This is a genomic window from Spiroplasma endosymbiont of Danaus chrysippus (assembly GCF_902809815.1).
Lineage (GTDB): Bacteria > Bacillota_I > Bacilli_A > Mycoplasmatales > VBWQ01 > Spiroplasma_E.
In genome coordinates, this window is sequence record NZ_CADDIL010000005.1 from 127567 (window position 1) to 144580 (window position 17014).

The 17014-nt window shown below is 26.1% G+C and carries 18 protein-coding genes; 7 read left to right on the top strand and 11 right to left on the bottom strand.

Annotation, left to right across the window (positions count from 1 at the left end; all coding sequences use genetic code 4):
- The first annotated feature begins 159 nt into the window (after positions 1-159).
- Positions 160-693, top strand: a complete 534-nt coding sequence (locus SPIRDC1_RS07310; protein WP_174481215.1) for a hypothetical protein — start codon at positions 160-162, stop codon at positions 691-693.
- A gap of 48 nt (positions 694-741) precedes the next feature.
- Here the strand turns inward: SPIRDC1_RS07310 and SPIRDC1_RS07315 are convergent, their stop codons facing one another.
- The 3 genes from SPIRDC1_RS07315 to SPIRDC1_RS07325 all read right to left on the bottom strand — a co-directional run bounded on the left by SPIRDC1_RS07315 (position 742) and on the right by SPIRDC1_RS07325 (position 3678).
- Positions 742-1197, bottom strand: coding sequence for a DxFTY motif-containing membrane protein (locus SPIRDC1_RS07315; protein ID WP_174481216.1), 456 nt, complete (start codon positions 1195-1197; stop codon positions 742-744).
- Positions 1198-1359: 162 nt separating this feature from the next.
- Positions 1360-1884: a hypothetical protein gene (locus tag SPIRDC1_RS07320; protein ID WP_174481217.1), complete on the bottom strand. Its 525-nt coding sequence runs from the start codon at positions 1882-1884 to the stop codon at positions 1360-1362.
- Between the two features lie 225 nt (positions 1885-2109).
- Complete coding sequence (locus SPIRDC1_RS07325) at positions 2110-3678, bottom strand: hypothetical protein (RefSeq protein WP_174481218.1); 1569 nt, start codon at positions 3676-3678, stop codon at positions 2110-2112.
- A 327-nt stretch (positions 3679-4005) separates the two neighbouring features.
- Here SPIRDC1_RS07325 and SPIRDC1_RS07330 point away from each other — a divergent pair, with 327 nt between their 5' ends.
- The 5 genes from SPIRDC1_RS07330 to SPIRDC1_RS10075 all read left to right on the top strand — a co-directional run bounded on the left by SPIRDC1_RS07330 (position 4006) and on the right by SPIRDC1_RS10075 (position 10911).
- Entirely contained in the window at positions 4006-6147 is a 2142-nt protein-coding gene (locus SPIRDC1_RS07330; RefSeq protein ID WP_174481219.1) for an ATP-dependent Clp protease ATP-binding subunit, read from the top strand.
- Between the two features lie 83 nt (positions 6148-6230).
- Complete coding sequence (gene hrcA / locus SPIRDC1_RS07335) at positions 6231-7244, top strand: heat-inducible transcriptional repressor HrcA (protein WP_174481220.1); 1014 nt, start codon at positions 6231-6233, stop codon at positions 7242-7244.
- 15 nt (positions 7245-7259) lie between these two features.
- A complete protein-coding gene (locus SPIRDC1_RS07340; RefSeq protein WP_174481221.1) occupies positions 7260-7904 on the top strand; it encodes a nucleotide exchange factor GrpE in 645 nt (214 codons plus the stop codon).
- Between the two features lie 14 nt (positions 7905-7918).
- Positions 7919-9766, top strand: coding sequence for a molecular chaperone DnaK (gene dnaK / locus SPIRDC1_RS07345; protein WP_174481222.1), 1848 nt, complete (start codon positions 7919-7921; stop codon positions 9764-9766).
- 20 nt (positions 9767-9786) lie between these two features.
- Positions 9787-10911: a DnaJ C-terminal domain-containing protein gene (locus tag SPIRDC1_RS10075; RefSeq protein WP_174481223.1), complete on the top strand. Its 1125-nt coding sequence runs from the start codon at positions 9787-9789 to the stop codon at positions 10909-10911.
- 34 nt (positions 10912-10945) lie between these two features.
- On the opposite strand, the gene SPIRDC1_RS07355 is transcribed toward SPIRDC1_RS10075, so the two are convergent.
- The 7 genes from SPIRDC1_RS07355 to SPIRDC1_RS07385 form a co-directional block, all read right to left on the bottom strand.
- Entirely contained in the window at positions 10946-11800 is an 855-nt protein-coding gene (locus SPIRDC1_RS07355) for a DUF1295 domain-containing protein (protein WP_174481224.1), read from the bottom strand.
- Between the two features lie 286 nt (positions 11801-12086).
- Positions 12087-12380 (bottom strand): hypothetical protein, encoded by a 294-nt coding sequence (locus tag SPIRDC1_RS07360; protein ID WP_174481225.1) that lies wholly within the window; start codon positions 12378-12380, stop codon positions 12087-12089.
- A gap of 55 nt (positions 12381-12435) precedes the next feature.
- On the bottom strand, positions 12436-13281 hold the full coding sequence (locus tag SPIRDC1_RS07365) for a hypothetical protein (RefSeq protein WP_174481226.1): 846 nt from the start codon (positions 13279-13281) through the stop codon (positions 12436-12438).
- 11 nt (positions 13282-13292) lie between these two features.
- Positions 13293-14348: a hypothetical protein gene (locus SPIRDC1_RS07370; RefSeq protein ID WP_174481227.1), complete on the bottom strand. Its 1056-nt coding sequence runs from the start codon at positions 14346-14348 to the stop codon at positions 13293-13295.
- A 2-nt stretch (positions 14349-14350) separates the two neighbouring features.
- Positions 14351-14542, bottom strand: a complete 192-nt coding sequence (locus SPIRDC1_RS07375) for a hypothetical protein (protein WP_174481228.1) — start codon at positions 14540-14542, stop codon at positions 14351-14353.
- A gap of 233 nt (positions 14543-14775) precedes the next feature.
- Positions 14776-15123 carry a hypothetical protein gene (locus tag SPIRDC1_RS07380; protein ID WP_174481229.1) on the bottom strand — a complete coding sequence of 116 codons (348 nt, stop codon included), beginning with the start codon at positions 15121-15123 and terminating at the stop codon, positions 14776-14778.
- 12 nt (positions 15124-15135) lie between these two features.
- The gene (locus SPIRDC1_RS07385) at positions 15136-15396 is read right to left on the bottom strand and encodes a hypothetical protein (RefSeq protein ID WP_174481230.1); all 261 of its coding nucleotides are present in this window, start codon (positions 15394-15396) and stop codon (positions 15136-15138) included.
- A 215-nt stretch (positions 15397-15611) separates the two neighbouring features.
- Here SPIRDC1_RS07385 and SPIRDC1_RS07390 point away from each other — a divergent pair, with 215 nt between their 5' ends.
- Positions 15612-16850 (top strand): IS256 family transposase, encoded by a 1239-nt coding sequence (locus SPIRDC1_RS07390; protein WP_174479940.1) that lies wholly within the window; start codon positions 15612-15614, stop codon positions 16848-16850.
- Here SPIRDC1_RS07390 and SPIRDC1_RS07395 read toward each other — a convergent pair.
- A complete protein-coding gene (locus tag SPIRDC1_RS07395) occupies positions 16837-17013 on the bottom strand; it encodes a hypothetical protein (protein ID WP_174481231.1) in 177 nt (58 codons plus the stop codon). The two genes, SPIRDC1_RS07390 and SPIRDC1_RS07395, sit on opposite strands and share 14 nt — an antisense overlap.
- Position 17014: the final 1 nt, after the last annotated feature.

Sequence of the window (17014 nt, forward strand, 5' to 3'; positions counted from 1 at the left end):
ACTATAATGATATCTACACTAAATTATGTAATTAATATTTTTTTATAATTATTATTAAAATTATGATATTATTTTTCTAAACTTAATATAAGTTTTTAACTCATTACTTATTCAAAAGTAAATGAGTTTTTTTATTTTTAGAAAGGAAGATTAAAAGAGATGGCTAAAGATAAAAATATCATTAATGAAACAATTGATTATTTACCGTTGTTTGGTGCTGGATTAGGAGCAATTGACGGTCTTTCATGAACAAATCCAGTGCCTGTTACCAACATTGCGATTGGTGCTGTAGCCGGAGGAATAGCAGGTTATCAAATTAAAAAAGCTGTAAAAAATAAAGATAAAAATAAAACTAAAGTTGGAACATCATTAATTTGTGGTGCTGGTGTATTAAATGCAGTATTAAATCCAGAAGTATCATTAATGAATATATTAGAAGCAACTGCTGGTGGTATTGTAATTGCTAAAGGTGGTAAATATATTGTTGATAAAGGCAGTAGTTATGTAAAATCTAGACCAGAATATCAAATATTAAAACAAGGATATAAAATCAATAAAAAAGTAAATAAGATTCAAGATTTTTCTTCAATAAAAAAAGAAGCAAATAAATTAGATCAACAAAAACAACACACAAAAAAAACAAAAAAAATTAAAGTTACTATAAATAAAATAAAAAGTTACCTCAGTTGGTAACTTTTATAATTAAATTAATTTATTATTAAAGCTATTTTCTTTCAATTATTATATCTTAATATATGATTTTTTTGTTTTTTTTCTTAATACTAATAATAAAATAATACTCGTTAAAAAAATACCAATAACAGCACCAGCGATTGAAATAATAAAACGTATTAAAATTTGTTGAGGAGTTAAAAAGTATCCTGACAAATAAAATAATGATAAAACAAAAGCAAATGGAATACTATATGTAAATTGATCTAATTGATGTAATTTTAACTTATATGTAATAAAGGTTATAATAAAAGTAAATAGGATTAAACTTAAACTAGAAAGTACCATTATTCAAAAAGGTAATTTAAAAGTAAAAGTAAAATCAGTACTAGTAGTAAAAAAAAGAATAATTCCTGGAATTAATACTTGTATTATTAAATAGCCAACACTTATCAAAAACTTAGTTCTTGGAAATGTATTTTCACTATTATTTTCAAAATTAACTTCTTGGTTTTTATTTTCCATACTTATCCTCTTCTATAATATAATTCTTTACAATTTTAACATGCTTTTATCAATAATTAAATAAGATTTATATTTATTAAATAACACTTATTTTAATACAAAAATTTAAAATAAAAATAAAAATAGTTTTCCACAATTTAATGAAATTAAAAATTACCTATCCTATAAATTAATTGATTTTTTTGATTTAGTTTTTGTTTTATTTTGTAAATCTGTATTAGAATTTATTGCCTGTTTTTGCGCTTCTTCTAAATCTTGTTTTTGTACTTTTTTCTTTTCATCAAATTTTTTTGCTGCTACTTTTCCTTTTATAATAGCTACATGACTACCTTTAACAACTGCATAAGTAACACCACCAGCAACAGCAGTTCCTGCAACAATAATGCCGGCAGGTGGAGATACAAAAAAAGTTGTAACCAAAACACCAGCAGCACCAATAATAGTACCTCTAACAGCACCTTCAGGAATCCCTTCATAAGCCCCCTTAACAAGTCCTTTAGTAGACGCACAAATAATTTTTAATGTTTTTGCTGTTGTTGAATGCTTTGTTTTAAATTTTTTTCAGTATTTGTATTTTTTCTTAGTCATTTCTGGATGATAATTACTATCAACTAATATAAAATTAGTTTCATCTTTTTGTCTTTCATCTAAATCTGCAATTGCCTTTTCTACTTCTAATCAAGTCATTATTAACTTCTCCTTTTTTAAAAAAAAATAAAAAAAACTCATTTACTTTTGAATAAGTAATGAGTTTAAAATTTATATTAAGTTTTAAAAAAATAATATCATATTTTCTATATTTAGTATAGAAAATTTAATTATTTTTATCAATATTACATAAATTTTTATACTATCTATATGATTAAAATTTAGTAAACTATATCTATAATGACTAGACTTACCCCAAACTGCTTACTTTTTAATTTTCTTTCTTCTTAATATTGCTATAACTACTGGAATAGCAATAATAACTAATAAAAAAGTACTACCAATAATTATAATATTTCAATTATTAATTAAAGTTGTTGTTTTTAGTTTTATTTCTGGTAAGGCAAAAGGGTTATTTTTATTTTTTTCATCATGTTTAACATTAGCATATAAATGAGTAATTAAATCGTGCTCATAAAACAATAATCAATAACGTAATTGACCTGGATTTAGTACATCAATTGCACAATCTATATTAGTGGTTTCTTGTAAATACTGATTAAAATGAATACCAGATTGACTATTAGCAAAATTAGTAAAACCAGAAAATTTAGTTGATAAAGGATTAATATTATAAATATTTAAATATTGTCTTGAAGAACTATCAACTTTATCATTTACTATTCTTTGTAATAAATAAATAGTATGATCTTCAGATTGATATGTTTTTAATGGTTGATTTGAAATAGGTGTTACCTTTTCTTCTTGTGGAACAAGATTATCATCAACACGCTGATATATTCATTTATCTTCACTAACATTAGCAGTAATAACAGCTTCTGATTTAATTTGACTAAAAGCAATCATTTGTAAATTACTATTTTTTTCATCATTAATAAAATATTGATGAATTAATGAAGATTTATCTTCTTTTTCATTAATAACTTGAATTTCTGGCATAGAACTATTAATAGTAAGTGTTTCTTGTCTTAAAACAGTACTACCATCACTATCATTTCATTTAACATTATATATAGTGGGCTTATTTTTACTATAATCTTGGTTTAAAATAGCATAGTCAAAAGTTTTATTACTATTAGTTTTAACATTTTTTTTCATTTCTCTGTTTTTATTATTAATAGAAATTTCTAATCCTGATTTTTTAAAAGGAGGATGCACATAAAAAACAAATATTTCATTACTAAAACTATCCTTAGTATTTGCAAATGGTCCAATTGGAAATATTTTAGCACGCGTTTCAAAATTAGATTTTTGAAAATTAGTACTTGGTTGTAAATTATATGGAACTTCCATTAAAGTATTAATGTCACTTGCTTCATATATTGTTGCAAAAAGTCCTGCATCAATACTTTCTTTAATTGTTTGATGATATTGTAAAATTAAATTATTACTTTTTTCATTAAAAGTATGACCAAAAGCACCCGCAGTAAGAAAACCTTGTGCATTTTTAAAATAACTACTATTATCATTAATAATACTTTTTAATTGACTATAACCTTGATCATTAATAATATCATTGGTTTTAATATTACTATGTGTTCAATCATTATTAATAATTTGATCATAACTATCAAAATTAACATTTAATGGTGTACTTTTAACATTATTATATAAATATTGTGAATCATTATTTCAAGATTTAATACTATTAACTAAGTTACGATTTGATGACTTAACAGTAATATGAAAGTCGCTAACTTTACTATTACTAGTTTGATGATTTTTATTATTAAAACTAATACTTAATACTGAGGTTACTAATAAACTGCTAGCACTAAGTAATAAAATTAATTTTTGTTTAAATTGTTTCATAATATTTCCTTATAAATTTAATATTTAAAAGTTATTAAATTACTATTATTTATTTTTATCTAGCAATTATGTAATTAGTATATCAATTCTTTTAAAAATATGATATATATTATTTACACGAGAAATATATATTTAAGATCTAAAATACCTACAAGATCTATCACAAATATTAATATTATATTAAGTTTCTTTAATTGAAAATACTTATCCCTAAGTCAATTAAATATAAAATTAGCAGTTACTACTTGAAACTGCTAATTTTATTTGTTAGTATATTAATATGATTAGCAATCAAGTAATTATAGTGCTAAAAAGAGGAGTGACATTATGCAATTAAATGAAATCCCTAACTATAGTAATGATCCTAAAATTCTTGATAAATTTGCTCGTAATCTAATTGTACAAGCTAAAACAGGAAAAATGGATCCTATTATTGGACGTGATGAAGATATTCGTAAAGTAGAAGAAATACTCTCACGAAAAACTAAAAACAACCCCGTCTTAATCGGTTTACCTGGTATTGGTAAAACTGCTATTATTGAAGGTTTAGCCCAACGTATTGTTCGTGGTGATGTTCCTAGTAACTTAAAAGATAAAATTATTTATGAACTAGATATGGGAGCACTAATTGCTGGCGCTAAATTCCAAGGTGAGTTTGAAGAACGATTAAAAGCGGTTATTAACCAAATTAAAAATTCTAATGGAAAAATTATTTTATTTATTGATGAACTACATTTAATTGTTGGTGCTGGTAGAACACAAGGTTCAATGGATGCTTCTAATTTACTAAAACCAATGTTAGCACGTGGTGAACTACGTTGTATTGGTGCCACAACACTTGACGAATATCGTCAATACATTGAAAAAGATGCAGCCCTTGAACGAAGATTTCGTAAGATGATTATTAAAGAACCAACAACAGAAGATACAACTGCTATCTTACGTGGTTTAAAAGAACGTTTTGAAGCTTATCATGGTGTAAAAATTCATGATAGTGCATTACGAGAAGCTGTTTATCTATCTAATAAATATATTAATGATCGTTACTTACCTGATAAAGCAATTGACTTAATTGATGAAGCTTGTGCTAGTATTAAAACTGAAATTGCTTCGGTTCCTAGTGATTTAGATGATATAAGAAGAAAAGTCTTACAATTAAAAATTGAACAAGCAGCCTTAAGCAAAGAAAAAGATGAAAACTCGCAAACAAGACTAATTGAAGTCGATAAACAATTAAAAACTAAAAAAAATACTTTACAACAATTAGAAGATAAATGAATCAAAGAAAAGTCAGCATTAGACCATATTACTAGTTTAAAAAATAAATTAGAAAATGCTAAATCAGAATTAGAATTGTATCAATTATCAGGTAATTTTACAAAAGCTGGTGAACTACAATATAGTATTATTCCCAACTTAGAAAAAGAACTTAAAGATAGTGAAAATATAAAAAAAGATAATCCTTTACTACGCGAAGATGTTACTAGTGAAGATATTGCAAAAGTTGTTGCAAAATGAACTGGCATTCCTGTTACTCGTTTATTAGCAACCGAAAAAGAAAAATTATTAAAATTACCCTTAACTTTAAATACGAGAATTAAAGGTCAAAGTAATGCCCTACAGTTGGTAAGTGATGCTTTAATTAGAGCTCGTGCTGGCATTAAAGATCCCAATCACCCAATTGGTTCATTTATTTTCTTGGGTCCAACCGGTGTTGGAAAAACTGAAGTTGCCAGAACCTTAGCTGATATTTTATTTGATAGCGAAAAAAATATGGTTCGTATTGATATGTCAGAATTTATGGAAAAACACGCAGTTAGCAAATTACTAGGTTCACCTCCTGGCTATGTTGGTTATGAAAACGGTGGACAATTAACCGAAAAAGTAAGAAGAAATCCTTATAGTATCATTCTTTTTGATGAAATCGAAAAAGCCCATCCTGAAGTATTAAATATTTTATTACAAATTCTTGATGAAGGTAGAATTACAGACAGTCATGGTCTCTTAATTGACTTTAAAAACACAATAATTATTATGACTTCAAATCTTGGTTCACAAGAACTATTAAGTGGTAAAGATAACAGCAAAGAACAAGCATTAAATATCTTAAAAAAATCATTTCGACCAGAATTTATTAATCGAATTGATGAAATTATTATCTTCAATCCATTAAGTAAAAAAGTAATAACAGAAATTATTATTAAAGAATTAGATACTTTATTATTGCGATTAAGACAAGAAAAAAATTTACAATTATCTTATGAATCAGAAATAGTTAATAAAATACTAAAAGATGCTTATGATGAAGAATATGGCGCACGACCAATTAAACGCTATATTCAACACTATATTGAAACTATTATCGCACAAGCTATTATTAAAGAAGAACTAATACCCCACAAACGAATGGTAATTACTATCAATAAAGACAATATGTTTATTCTCAGTAAAAAAATAAAATTCAATTAAGTCTTGATATTATTACACTCTCAGTTATAATTATATAAGTATTGGCATTCAAGGTTAATGAATGCTAAAAAAGGTGGTGAACAATGTTAAGTAACAGACAATCACAAATTTTAAAAATTATTGTTGAAAAATATATTAAAACAGGATTACCAATTGGTAGCAAAACTATTTTAGAAAATAATAACAATATTAATTTTTCTAGTGCTACTATTCGTAATGAATGTGTTGAATTAGAAACATTAGGATTATTAGAAAAAGCACATAGCTCTAGTGGTCGTATTCCTTCAACAAAAGGTTATCGCTATTATGTTGATAATTTAATGAATATGGGTGAACATCAAGAACTAGAAATCTTGAAGAAAAAAATAGCAGAAGTATTTAATAACCGTAACTTAGTAATTACCGAAGTATTAAATAAAACTAGTAGTATTTTAAGTGAAATGACTAATTTGATTAGTATTGTTACTGGTCCTAATATTAATGAAGATACTTTAAAAAAAATTGAATTAATACCGATTAGTAATGATAATGCTTTAACAATTTGTATTACTAGTAATGGTCATGTTCAAAACAAAATGTTTAATATTCAAGAAACATCATTAACCGATTTATCAATTGCCATTGATATTTTTAACACCAGATTAATTGGTACTAAAATTAGTGAAATTAGTGAGAAAGTAAATTTATTAAAACCAATCCTTGAACAACAAGTACAAAAATCAGAATATATTATTCAAGGATTTGTTAACACTTTAATTAATTTCTCACGACTACTATCAACAACACACGGTGTTCAATATATGTTAGAAAATCCTGAATTTAATGATATTAATAAGGTTAAAACAATTATTAAATTCATTGAATCACAATCACCATGAATGTATTTTGATGAATTAAATAATAATCAACTACAAATTAAAATTGGTGAAGAACTGGGTAATGAAAATAACGATATGGCAATGATTACTACTACTTTTAAAGTTCATGATGGTGAACAAGGACAAATTGCAATTGTTGGACCTAAACGTTTAGAATATGAAAAACTAACTGAAATTCTAAATTGGATTAATCAAACATTGATTAAAAACTTTAAATAGAAATGAGATGATAAAATGACAAAAGCTAAAAAAGATAACATTGATAACGTATCAGTAACAGAAACTAAAGATACAACTATTTCAACTCCTGTTACTGAAACACCAGTAAGTGTCGAAGAAAAAAAAATATCATTAAATAAAGAAATCGAATTAGAAACAAAAATTAAAGAATTAACAACAGAACTTAATAAAATTAATTCACAACAAAAGCAATTAATGCTAGCTACTAGATTAAATACCATTAAAGAGTTAGAAATTCAAAATAAAGAACACATTAAATATGCTAACCAAAAAATTATTAAAGATTTAGTTCATACTTTATTAAATTTCCAACGAGCACTAAACTTTAAAACTGATAATGCAGCTGTTCAAAATTTCCTAGTTGGTTTTAAATTTATCTATGAAGAATTAATTAAAGCACTTGGTAAAGAAGGTTTAAAAGAAATTACTGCTAAAGTTGGAGATCAATTTAATTCTCACCAACATGAGGCAGTAGAAATTATTAATGATAATACAAACAATGCTTATCAAAATGTAAAAAATAATACTATTGTTGAAGTTATAGCTAATGGTTATGAATTGCATAATCGTGTCATTAGCACTACTAAAGTTAAAGTTTTTCAAACTAAAGAAGAAAAAACAGAAACAAAGAAAAATTAAGGAGTGAAAATATTATGTCTACAAATAAAACAACAAATAAAGAAATCATTTTAGGAATCGATCTAGGAACAACTAATTCATGTGTTGCCGTAATGGAAGGTGATAAGCCAAAAGTTATTGAAAATGCCGAAGGTGGAAGAACAACACCATCAGTTGTTGCTTACAAAGATGGTCAAATTATGGTTGGTGAAGTTGCTAAACGCCAAGCTATTACTGATCCAGATAATACTGTTAGTTCAATTAAAAGAATTATGGGAACTAAAGAAACAGTTAAAGCCGCTACTAAAACACGTAAACCAGAAGAAGTATCTGCAGAAATTTTACGCACTATTAAAACTTTTGCTGAATCAAAATTAGGTAAAAAAATATCAAAAGCAGTTATTACTGTTCCTGCTTACTTTAACAATGAACAACGTGAAGCTACTAAAAATGCAGGAATTATTGCAGGATTAAAAGTAGAAAGAATTATTAACGAACCAACTGCTGCTGCCATCGCTTATGGTTTAGACAAACAAGATAAAGATCACAAAATTTTAGTATTTGACTTAGGTGGTGGAACATTTGACGTTTCAGTTCTAGAATTAGCAGGTGGAACATTTGAAGTATTATCAACTAGTGGTGATAACAAACTTGGTGGTGACGACTTTGATGCCTTAATTGTTCAACATTTAGTTAGTGAATTCAAAAAAAGTAATGGTGTTGACTTATCAAAAGATAAAATGGCAATGCAACGTTTAAAAGATGCTGCTGAAAAAGCAAAAAAAGACTTATCAGGAGTAGTACAAGCTGATATTTCATTACCATTTATTTCAATGAATGCCTCAGGTCCATTACATTTAAATGAAAAATTAACACGTGCCAAATTTAATGAACTAACAAAATCACTAGTTGAAAGAACTATTGCTCCTGTTCGTGATGCCTTAAAAGAAGCTAAATTAAGCAAAAATGAAATTGATGAAGTTATTTTAGTTGGTGGTTCAACAAGAATCCCAGCTGTGCAAGAAGTTATTAAAAACGAAATTGGTAAAGAACCACATCGTGGTGTTAACCCTGATGAAGTAGTAGCTTTGGGTGCTGCTATTCAAGGAGGAGTATTATCGGGTGATGTTACTGACGTTTTACTATTAGATGTAACTCCTTTATCATTAGGTATTGAAACTTTAGGAGGAGTAATGACGCCATTAATCTCTCGTAATACTACTGTTCCTACTAAAAAGTCACAAGTTTTTTCAACCGCTGAAGACAATCAACCGGCTGTTGATATTAGTGTTTTACAAGGAGAACGTCCACTAGCTAAAGATAATCATTCACTGGGTCGTTTCCAATTAAGTGGTATCGAACCAGCACCAAGAGGTGTTCCACAAATTGAAGTTACTTTTGATATCGATGTTAATGGTATTGTATCTGTTAGTGCTAAAGATCTAAAAACTAATAAAGAACAAAAAATTACTATTAGCAATAGTGGTACTTTAAGTAAAGACGAAATTGAAAAAATGGTACAAGATGCTGAAAAGAATCGTGAAAACGATGAAAAACATAAAGAAGAAATTGAATTATCTAATCAAGCACAAGCCTATATTTATGATATTGATAAAATGACTGCTGAAGTTACTAAATCAGCAAAAGAAGGCGAAGCAGAAAATCCACAAATTGCTGAAATGAAAAAACTACGTGATGACTTACAAAAATCACTAGATGAAAAAAAATATGATGATTTAAAAGAAAAACTAGAACAATTAAAACAAGCATTTGCTGCTGCACAACAATTTATGAACCAACAAAAACAAGAACCAACAGATCATATTAAAAAAGATGATAATAAAAGTGATGATGTTATTGATGTTGACGCAACAACTAAATAAAATAATTAGAGGTGGACAAAATGGCAAGTAAAAAACGTGATTATTATGAAATTCTAGGAGTTTCACGTAATGCTACTCCAGATGAAATTAAGAAAGCGTTTCGCACGCTTGCAAAAAAATATCATCCCGATTCACCAAGTGGTGGTGATGAAACTCGATTTAAAGAAATAAGTGAAGCTTATCAAGTTTTATCTGATACTAATAAAAGAGCAAAATATGATCAATTTGGTCATGATATGCCCGGAGTTGGTAGTTCTTCTGGTTTCGGTGGCTTTGGTGGTTTCGGTGACTTTAGTTCGGCATTTGGTGACTTATTTGGTGACTTATTTGGTGGTAATAGAAGACAACAACAACAACGCTATAATGGTAAAACACCAGGTGATAATATACTAACAAAAGTTGAAATTAGTTATCGTGATGTATTCTTTGGCAAAAAAATGACCATTAGTATTAACATTGATGTTGCTTGTAAGGATTGTAAAGAAACTGGTGCTAGAACTCCTAATGATATTAGTACATGTGATAAATGTAAAGGTAAAGGAGTTCTTGAATATGTTCAACAATCACCATTAGGTATGTTTAGACATCAAGGTGTTTGCAACCAATGTCAAGGACTTGGTAAAATTATTCGTCAAAAATGTTTAAAATGCAAAGGACATCGCTATTATATTGAAAATCAAAAATTAGAATTTGATATTCCTCGCAGTATTTTTGATGGTCAACAAATTAGAATTAAAGGTAAAGGTAAAATTGGTCATAATGGTGGCACTCAAGGCGATTTATTTGTTGGTATTAATATTAAGCGACACGCTTTCTTAGATCGTCAAGGTAGTGATATGTATATTAAATTACCAGTATCTTACTTAGATATTATTTTGGGAAATATTATTATGATTCCTAACTTTGAAGGAATAATTAAACATAAATTACCATTAGGACTACAATACGGTGACAAAATTACTTTAAAAAATCAAGGATTCTATTACCCTAATAGTAGTAAACGTGGTGATTTACATGTTATTCTTGATATACAAATGCCTAATAAAGTTACTAAAACAGAGCAAGAAAAATTATGAAATATTAATAACGAAACTAAATTTGATCCAAATGAAGATTTTGTTAATAGTGCAATAAAAAGAATTTAATAAATTAATATATAAAAAATAAGAACATATGTTCTTATTTTTTATATATTAATTTTTTCACTTTATTAATTGGACCTTTTTTACCTATATAACACATTACACAACTAGTTTCATTTAAATATTTATAATAATCTTCATTACAGTGGAACCTTTGTCATTGTTTTACTTCTCATATTGGTATGTCGGTAATATTAATTACTACAACATTAAAATACAACGGACTTAATAATCATAATAAATGAAATAAATAATTTATATCACTATTAATATTTTTAAATAATAAATCACAAATAAACAATGCTGTCATCATATATCAAAACCCAATTTCTGCTAAATAATTAGGGTGACGACAATCTTTTCATAAACCATAATTAATAAAAAATAAATCGTGTTTTTTCTTTAAGGAAAATCCAAACTTTTGTCAATCTGCAATTGTCTCAATAACTAAAAATAAAATAGCAAGCATAATAAAAATAAGTAAGTAATTATTAAATGTACTATTAAAATAAACAATATCAAGACTTAATGCAAAAACCGTAGGAATACTAATCATAAAAACTGAAATTCCTTGTAAAATTGAAAAAATACTAAATTTTCAAAAATTAATAATAATTTTATCAAAACGATATTCAACCTTATGTTTAATAATTTTTAATAATAAAAAACTACCTAATCTTAGAGCTCAAATATTATAAAAAACAAACAACGAAATTTGGACAGGACTAAAATTTTGCTTTCACGCAACGATGATCACACTTAAACAAATAAAACTTAAACAATAAATAATATCAGTTAAAATAGCAGTTTTAAAAATAAAAGCTATCATAAAGAAAATAAAATTAATAGTTAATGATATTAAAAATATTCAAAGTATAGTATAAAAATCCATAATAAATACCCCTCTAAATTATATTAAATCAAGTATATAGGGACTACGTCCCTCGCCACTACGTGGCTCACCCGCAATTAATTAATAAAACATTAATAAAATATAGCCACAGCAGGTTCGCTGTGGCTATAACTTTATTTTTTATAATCTATTAATAATCAAATTAACAATTTTTCAAAAATTAAATAATTCATTTTTTTCACCTTTAACTGCTAACTTTAATCATCTATTACTATCTAAACTTGTAGTTTTAAATAAAAGATTTCAATTATTATCTTTTATTTTCTTAATTACTAGCTACATTTGAAACAGTTAATATTACTTCATTTCATTGTTCACCTTCTAAATAACTTAAAAATTCTTTTTTTAAATTATCAAATTTACTTTGTAAATTCAAATATTCACTAGATATTGATAAATATTTTTCCAAATCTGTATTTTGATTACTAATTATTTTTGTAAGAGAAATAGTACCAGTATTTTTAATTTTTTCTGCAATTAATAAAGTATCATTTTTTTCTAAATTATTATTTTTACTTAATTCAAAACTTGCCTCATTTTTATTAATATTATTTTCCATATATTTTTATCCTTTTTTTTATTTTTATTTTAACATTATTTTTTTTTATTTATCATTATTTTTTTTCTTTCTTCTTTAAAATATTATCTAATTTATCTAAACCAGCAGACTTAATATCAGTATAAGTCATATCAATACTACTTGCTTCTTTAAGGTATTTTTTAGGTGACAATTCACTTTTAAGTTCATGCACATAATGTAAAGCACGTGAATTATACCTTTTTAAGCAGTGTCTAGGAAAAAATAAAGTCATAGCCATTGCTTCACCACTATAACTTGGAGGCATAATGCCTTTTTTAATCATTTTCTTTGTTCTACGTCGTGAAAACACTACTTTATTATAATCATCAATATTAGTATATAAATTAAGATTAAATATAACAACAAAGCCCAAAAAACGCATTCTTTTAATTTGCACAACATACTCTACTTTTTCTCTTGCTTGTACTGGTATTCTATTAGGGTGTTGTTCAATCAAATACATCGTACCATTAAACATATGACCTATTAACTTACAAAATTGGCCTAAACTTTCTTGTTGATTTTTAAACTGTACTCCTAAATCATTAGAATTTATCTTTAATGCTAATTCATCTAAAATTATTAAATCTTCTTCTTCAAAAGCATAATTACTTGCTAATTGATTAAAAGTAAAAACATCATTATAATTAACCAAATAAGAATAACCATTTTTTAATTTAATAGGAAAAGGACTAACTACTCGTTTTTTATGAGTTTGTGCTAAACAACAAGCAAGAGCAGATTTACCAGTACGTGGTGGTGCTGAAATAATATAACTACCAACTCGTTTTAAAATTTTAACATTACGAATAGTTATACAAATTGGATAAATAATTATAATCAAACCTATAACTAATAACACATAACCATATCAGGGCATAAATAAAACTCCTAACCTATAATTAAACTAATTGCTCTAACAAATAATCATAAAGGTATAATATTTTCTATTCCACTAACAATATCAACATTTAAAGCAGTACTAATCGTATCTGAAAAAATATGTCGTAATAAACTATCTGTTGTAAAAAGAAACTGTCTTAATGGTTCTACTGGTAAAACTTTACCAACAACACCATAAAGCACTCATCTAAAAGCATTACGTAAATGTCCAAAGACATCATATCAACTAACACGTTCATAATCAGGGTTAAAAGGACTATTTGGTGGTACTGGAACAATATCTTTGGAAGAAAAAATATTCATCTGACCAAATTTAACATGCAAACCGTCACGATTAGTTAATGAAGATAAATCAAAATCAATTGTTAAATGCTTTAAATTGGGAACACGAACCGGCATAGTAACAAAATTATATTTTCCTAAATTATAAACACTATCTTTATCATTTAATACACCTTTAAAATTATAACGAATATTACCTTCATAATCTAAAAATGAAAATGTATAAATAGAAGAAAAATAACTAAAATATTCAGCAGAAATATAAAACATAAAACCTTGTATATAAAAACTCAAAGGTTTTGTAATTTCAAAAGTCAACTTAAAACTTAAATTATTAGAAACATTATAATTTCAAAAAACTAACTCATTAGACTTATCAGTTTGTATATAATTATTATTAAATAAAATAAGAGATAACTGGTCTAAGTTTTGTTGTGTAAAATCATAATTTGTAGACAAGTCACTAACTCGCCTATCAAAATTACCTACCACATCAGAATGAAATTGAATTGAATAAGGAGTATCAGTAGTTTTATGCACAACAGCAGAAACTAATTTTAAATCTGGTTGACCAACATCAAAATAAGCAGAATTTCAAGGAATAGTTGCTCAATCATTAAAATCATTATATTTAACGGGTTTAACCATATCGCTAGTTATAGTATAATTACTTTCACTAGGTGCATTAGAAACAATTAAACTAGTGGGTGCTTGAACAGTACTATTTACAACAAAAAATAATTTAACAAACTTAAATCACATAATTATTTACCAAATAAACATTTTAAAATTCACCATGAACCATAAAATATAATAAATCCAATAAAAAATTGAGTTCCATAAACTACTAAATTTCATAAAATAGTAGTAAAATCATCAACTGGACTACCTATAAACATAGTTCAGTAATCAACTATACATTGATGTATTTTATTGTAAATATCTCAAACACTCATAAATACCACCTACCCAAACAATGACCTAAAAATAAATTTAATACCACGATAAATAAAATTAAAAATACACCTAATACTAACCAAAAAGTCAAATTAAACAAAATATAAACTTCATTAGTAATATTTGGTTGATTTAAAAATATTTGAATATCTGTACTAGAAAATATAAAAATTAAATGTAATATACTATTCACAAAGCCACTCATAACTAATTATCAACTCCTCCTCAGCAATTAAAATGTTCCAGTAAACTTATTGCCACCAGCACCACCTCTAAACTTACCTTCTTTTTTATTTTTTGATTTTAGTCTATCAATACGTTTTCTATGAACCTTAGCAATTTGCTTACCAACAAATTTCGAACTACCTTTAATATTTTTATAACTTTTCTTTACAGTACCCGATGTAGAAACTGGCTGAATATCAATATTTAAAAAAACTGACATAGCAAACTTCATTAAAAGAATAAAGACAACAAAAGTTCCTAAATTAAAACCTAAATCTGCCATTGGCAAATTTCAAAATTTCATAAAGATTTGTCCAAATAATTCTAAAATTTTTGAAATAAAAGCAACACCCATAATAAACTAATCCTATATTATTTTTAATAATTTTAAAATTAATGAAAAAGTAAAAAGTACTAAAATAATTGCTAACAATGGTGCTGGCATAGAAACTATTTGTTGTGAACTATCACCAAAAATAAAACTTTTAATAACCAAAGATAAATTATGTAAACCGGAAAAATCAGTAATATAACTTTGCAAAATATTTTGCACAATATTATTTAAAGAAAGTAAAAGTTTACCTAATAAAGGAAAAACAAAAATTATTGCAAAAAATAATTTAATCATAACTATTACCTCCTAAAATAACTTTATTTTTTCCTATCTAAATCCACGAATAATATGTCCTATGAATTCTTTAATAAATACTAAAACCATCATAAATATTGGAATTAAAACCGGTCAATTGGGAATGTTTAGTAATCTGTGTGACTTACAAAAATAACTATGTTTAATTAATTCTAGTAAATATAATTTATATATCTAGAAAGAGTGAGTTACAGATGGCTAAAAAAGATAATCTTAATAACAATGATCCAATATCAAAAGCAGTAGATTTATTATTAGAAAATACTGAGGATTTAACAACAGTTTTTAAAGAAGGAGGCTTATATAAAGAATTAACTAAACGATTGGTAGAAAAAATGTTGAATTCTGAGATGCAAAATTATTTAGGACACGAAAGAAATCAACGCAGTAATAATGACAATGTTCGTAATGGTACAACATCAAAAAAATTAATAACTCAACAAGGTAAAATTGAAATTGATGTACCAAGAGATCGTAATAGTAATTTTGAACCAGTAATAATCACAAAAAGACAGAGAAGATTTGATGGTTTTGATCAACAAGTTCTTTCACTATATGCAAAAGGTATGACTTTATCAGATATTAGAATGCAGTTGCAAGAGTTATATGATGGCGCAGATATTAGCGAAAGCGTAATTAGTCAAATTACTGATGATGTCATTGATGATGTCAAAGCATGGCAAAATCGTCCATTAGATAGTGTTTATCCAATCATTTATTTTGATTGTATCGTAGTTAAAGTACGTCAGGATAAACGTATTATTAACAAATCAGTTTATATAGCTTTAGGAGTTGATTTAGAAGGTAAAAAAGATGTTTTAGGTTTATGAATTAGTGAAAATGAAGGTGCTAAATTCTGATTAAATAATTTTACAGAAATGAAAAATCGAGGCTTAAATGATATTCTTATTGCTTGTAGTGATAATTTAACAGGCATGTCAGAGGCAATACAATCAGTTTATCCTAAAACTGAACATCAATTATGCATAGTTCATCAAATTAGAAATAGCTTAAAATATGTTTCATACAAACATCGAAAGTCTCTAGTTATCGATTTAAAGCCAATTTATACAGCATGTAGTGAAGAACAAGCAATGCAAGCTTTAGAATCATTTGAAAGTAAATGAAATAAACAATATCCACAAATTGCTAAATCTTGATATAAAAATTGAGAAAATTTAATGGTTTTTATTAGTTATCCAGCAGAAATTAAAAGGGTAATTTATACTACAAATGCTATTGAATCTGTTAATAGCCAATTACGAAAAGTTATTAGAAATAAAAAAGTTTTTCCTAATGATATGGCAGTTTTTAAAATTTTTTACTTAGCAATTGAAAATATCACAAAAAAATGAACATTGCCTATTCAAAATTGAAATACAGCAATTGCTCATTTTATGATAAAATTTGAAGACAGAATTAATCTGAACTAGTACTTTGTAAAACAAAGAAACACAGATTACTAAAAAGCCTCGGTCAATTTGTCATAATTGAGTCACCAGCAAATACTCAATCAAATACATAACTAAAAGATTCTAATAATTTTTGGCCAATACCTCCAATCATATTTAATAGTGCGGTTAAACCTGCGGGCATT